Annotated in this window: 4 protein-coding genes and 1 pseudogene; 2 read left to right on the plus strand and 3 right to left on the minus strand. The window is 43.3% G+C overall.

The genetic code is table 11. From position 1 onward, the window contains the following. Positions 1-340: MBL fold metallo-hydrolase RNA specificity domain-containing protein (locus ACP45E_RS02775; RefSeq protein ID WP_277815674.1), on the plus strand; the 340-nt coding region annotated here is incomplete at its 5' end. Positions 341-589: 249 nt separating this feature from the next. Here the strand turns inward: ACP45E_RS02775 and hflX are convergent. Beyond that, entirely contained in the window at positions 590-1933 is a 1344-nt protein-coding gene (hflX, locus tag ACP45E_RS02780; RefSeq protein WP_017037640.1) for a GTPase HflX, read from the minus strand. 531 nt (positions 1934-2464) lie between these two features. Between hflX and ACP45E_RS02785 the strand changes: the two genes are divergently transcribed. Continuing rightward, entirely contained in the window at positions 2465-3007 is a 543-nt protein-coding gene (locus tag ACP45E_RS02785; protein WP_017037641.1) for a hypothetical protein, read from the plus strand. Between the two features lie 161 nt (positions 3008-3168). On the opposite strand, the gene ACP45E_RS02790 is transcribed toward ACP45E_RS02785, so the two are convergent. After that, positions 3169-4437: an O-acetylhomoserine aminocarboxypropyltransferase/cysteine synthase family protein gene (locus ACP45E_RS02790; RefSeq protein WP_017037642.1), complete on the minus strand. Its 1269-nt coding sequence runs from the start codon at positions 4435-4437 to the stop codon at positions 3169-3171. A 145-nt stretch (positions 4438-4582) separates the two neighbouring features. Further along, positions 4583-4979, minus strand: a pseudogene (locus tag ACP45E_RS02795) (hemolysin); the annotation flags it as partial.

Below are 4979 nucleotides of genomic sequence, written 5' to 3' on the forward strand. Positions count from 1 at the left end.
TATGTGCCAAGGTGGGCGAATCATTGATTACTTGAAAGCATTACTGTCCGATAAAAGAACCGATCTCATTTTGGCTGGCTATCAAGCCAAAGGCACGCTCGGACACGACATCCAAAATAATAAACGAACTGTGGTGATTGATGACGAGGTAATCGCAGTGAATGCAAAGGTGCATAGCATGTCTGGATATTCTGCTCATGCCGACAAAGCCGACTTGTTAAAATTCATTGAAGGGATATCGCCTCCGCCAAAAACAGTCCATTTGATACATGGGGAACCAAAAGCAAAAGAACAGTTTTCAAGTGAGCTAATCAAGAAAGGGTTCGCGGTAATAAAATGATTTAATTCAATTGATTAGGTTAACTTCATCAGTAAGGCAATGATCTTATCAACGGTTTGGGTTGCCATGATCTAATCCGTTAATCCCTCTTCTTTTGTGCGTTTTTCTCTCAACTCTCTATCGACTTAGTTAGAAATAAATGTGCCTAAAATGCGGGACCAAGAAAACTGTGAGAAAGAAAAAAGCCTAACGTCATGTTGTCATTGATACGTTAGGCTTTTTGCTGCATTTATGGCGACCTGGGGCTTTTTATAAATTCAACATTTTCTTTTTGAGTCTGGCCAAATCAATTGGGTTCGAGCGTACAGTTAGCTTTATATGGTCGTATTCGTACTCTTCATTCGTAACACTCATACTTGAACGAATTTCACCAACAATGCCTTTCGCGGTGTACGGCACAATGATTTCATCTTCAACCATCTCATTTTCAGCCACACTGACGATGTACTTATGTAGTTTCGCAATATCAAGTGGGTTACGTGTTGACGTCATCATCGCATCTGGAAACTCTTCCATCAGTGCTTGCTGCTGTTCGTCGCTAAGTCGATCGGATTTATTCAATACCAATAACTTTTCAATGCCATCAACACCGACTTCACCAAGAACCTCGTGCACAACATCAAGCTGAGCACGGAATGATGCGTCTGAAGCGTCAACCACATAAAGCAGTAAAGATGCATCATGAGCTTCAGCTAAAGTGGAATGGAATGAAGCAACGAGGTCGTGCGGTAATTTTTTAATAAACCCGACGGTATCGGATACCAGAATACGGGGTTGTGTGATCGGGTGTAACGCACGCACAGTCGTATCAAGCGTCGCAAAAAGTTTATCTTCTCCTGATACTTCACTGCCTGTAATGGCGCGCATCATTGATGACTTGCCCGCATTGGTGTAACCCACTAATGCCACACTAAAGAGTTCCGCACGCTGTTTTCGGCGGCCTTTCAGTTCAGATTGCACACTGACCAGTTCACGTCTCAGGTCAGCCAATTGATCACGTACTTTACGGCGATCCAACTCTAACGAGGTTTCACCCGCTCCTTTCCCCATTTGACGTTCGTTATCACCCGTTAATGATTCACGAAGTCGTGGCACTAAATAATTAAGACGGGCTATCTCCACCTGTAAGCGTGCCGTACGAGTGCGAGCATGACGGCTAAAAATTTCAATGATGATGCCCGTGCGGTCAAACACTTCTACGCCCAGTTGATTCTCTACATTACGCAGTTGAGATGGTGTCAAATCGCAATCAAAAACAACCACATCAGCGCTAGAGAGTGGCAGATTTTCTGAGGGAAGATCGTCAAAATCCGTCTCATCAAACAGCTCTTCAATTTCTTGGTCTTCTTCTCCTATTGAGCCTTTATTGCCCGTAAGGTGCGCAATTTCCGCCAATTTACCTACACCAAGTACATTAAGCCCTTGAGTCGAACTTTGCTTTTGAGACTGTGTGCCGACCACTTTAAACCCTAGGGTTGTCACTAAACGAGCAAGTTCTGCTAGTGATTCTGCTGCCTCATCTCCTTTAAATTTGGGCGTGCATATAGAGATGAGTAAAGCGTGATTAAGCGATGGTTTTGCTGTTAGTTTCATATTTTTTGATGATCGTGCACCGAAATGCAAACCTAGTTTTTGTCTAAAGTAGTGTGATCCTACGCTGTTATCGATGTGCTTTATAGGGCAATGGAATAGTAAATGGATATATTATTTAAATTAACGATAAATCAAACACTTAAATTAAACAGTTAGCTTTTCCAGTAACCATTCTTCTAGTAATGACAAAACCTCTTTTATAGCTGCTTCCTTGTTATATCGAAGTATTATCGACACTTTAATTTCATTTGGCACATGGGTAACCCAAAGCTACCTAGCCAATTTTACTGAACAAAAAACACCACAGAAATAAATTTCAAACCATTGAAATAAAACAGTTAATCTCAAATAAAGCATAAAAAACCTCAACAAACATTCGATTGGGTTGCCATGTGCTAATCCCTTTAAACCTCTTGCGCCTATCGTTTCTATGCTAATCTAACTACTCAATGAGAGGGCTTACATACACTGGCACCCGCGATGTCGCACTAAGCTCACAATAAGCTCACAATAATCTCGGTACTCTTCCTTATGTCTTTCCACGCACTCAGCTCTTCGTATCTCTATTCGGCTTCTTTCTATCATTTTTCTCTTGCGGATAAAGAATTGCTTGCTTTAGATATTGCTCCCTCTTTACCCACGGATATGTCTGAAAGAATCAGGATCGTCCAATCGCAATTGAAAGAGCTACTTCATCTTGCTGGGCAAGTCGTGTTTGACTATCAAGTGGCTGACATGCCCCACAAAGCAAACATGATTATGTTGTATCGCGGATTGGTCTTTGTTTTTGTGTTTCGAATCGGGGAAAGGGAATACAAAGCAGAAGATATCGCCCTAGCTCAGGAGTTCGCAATGGCTTTAAAAAAAGACCACTCACTGTGCGCAGACCGATATATTGTTCCTGTGGTCATTGCGACTGAGGCTGGCCCAAAAGGGTGTGATATTGAAGTTAGCCCTCAACGGGTCATGAATACGATCGTTGATAACGGCAACAATTTAGCCGCTTTACTCGAGCACTTTGCAAACCAATTTAAGGCCGATGAAATAGAAGTAATACGCTGGCTAGAAGAGTAACAAACGAGACAAAGGTTTTAACCCCGAATACGTGTAAAAATCCGAGGTCAGGTGAATATAAAAGCCAGAACACATGGTTCCGGCTTTCTCTCAACTACTCAATATTTCTTATTTTACACTATGCGCTTATTCGCACAGTTTCCTTGTTAACGTCCATTCATTTAGGCATTTAAGGCCTGCTCAAGATCCGCAAGAATATCATCGATATGTTCAATACCGACGGATAACCGGATCATTTCCGGTGAAACGCCCGCTTGTTTTTGTTCTTGTTCACTCAATTGGCGATGAGTCGTTGATGCTGGATGACAAGCCAATGATTTAGCATCACCAATATTCACTAAGCGCTTAAATATCTCAAGCGCGTCATAAAAACGAACACCCGCGTCATAGCCATCTTTTAAGCCAAACGAAAGAATCGCAGAAGGCTTCCCATTCATGTACTTCTCTGCGAGCGGAAAGTAAGGGGAGGTAGGAAGACCAGCATAACTTACCCAGCTGACTTTCTCGTGCTGACTTAAATATTCTGCCACTTTCAATGCGTTCTCAGTATGACGTTCCATACGTAGTGATAAGGTTTCTAGGCCTTGCATTAACATAAATGCATTCATTGGTGACAGGGCTGCCCCAGTATTGCGTAGCGGCACCGTGCGAGCTCGACCAATGAATGCAGCTTCTCCAAACGCTTCGGTATAAACAACACCATGATAAGACGCTTCGGGTGTATTAAATACTGGAAAACGGTCTTTGTGCTCAGCCCAAGGGAATTTGCCTGAATCGACAATCATGCCACCTAAGGTCGTTCCGTGCCCACCTACGTATTTGGTGAGAGAATGCACCACAATATCGGCACCAAACTCGATGGGTTTGCACAATACTGGCGTTGCAACCGTGTTATCGACCACCACAGGAACACCTTGCGCGTGGGCAAGTTCTGCTATGCGCTCTAAGTCAATAATGTTCCCCGCAGGGTTCCCGATACTTTCGCAATAGACCGCTTTGGTATTTTCATCAATAAGTTCAGCAAGACTTTCTGGTTTATCGTCTTTGGCGAATCGAACCTCAATGCCTTGCTTTGGCAGCATATGAGCAAACAGCGTGTATGTCCCACCGTATAACTGTGGAGTAGAAACGATATTGTCGCCTCCCTCAGCCAAGGTTTGGATGGCATAATTGATAGCAGCACTTCCTGCACTCACCGCAAGACCCGCAATGCCGCCTTCTAACGCTGCCATACGTTTTTCCAGCACATCATTGGTTGGGTTCATGATTCGCGTGTAGATATTCCCTGGAACTTCAAGGTTGAATAAATCAGCGCCATGTTGAGCGCTGTCAAATTCATACGCGACGGTTTGATAAATAGGCGTTGCCACCGATTTTGTTGTTGGGTCTGTGTCATAGCCAAAATGGATGGAAAGGGTTTCGTCTTTCATTTCTCTTCCTTGAATGTTGTCGTTTTTTTGTCCGACTATCATGACACACAAGATTATCCTGATGAAAGAATGCGCCATCACACATTGATAAAGATCTCTTCATCAATCTATGTCTGTGTATCTCGTCACCAGCGTCTATTCTTGATTAGGGATCACGATGTGTTAATCCTAAGTAGGTTTCGGCTTCTGCTCTGCCCATGTATTTGGCTAAGGTTTTCAAAGGAACTGCTTTTAGATTCACGACAATCAGACCATCAAGCGCGTCATTGAATGCAGGGTCGACATTAAAACAAACCAGCTTTCCATTCATGCCTAAATACTGCCGAAGCAATACGGGAAGGCCTTTTCCTTTTTCCATACGAGCCAGCACTTTAGACAATAACGATACACTCGCTAACGATGACAACAAATTCGCCTGCCAAAAGACAGCGCCACTGGATCGAAGTGGTGTAGACGCTTTTACCAGTGTGGCTTTCTCTTGATCGTAATGATGAATAGATAACGTCGCTGCCATTAATTGCCGCGCGACATGGCTATAGTCA

The sequence above is a fragment of the Vibrio genomosp. F10 str. 9ZD137 genome (genome assembly GCF_049974785.1).
In the GTDB taxonomy this organism is placed as follows: domain Bacteria; phylum Pseudomonadota; class Gammaproteobacteria; order Enterobacterales; family Vibrionaceae; genus Vibrio.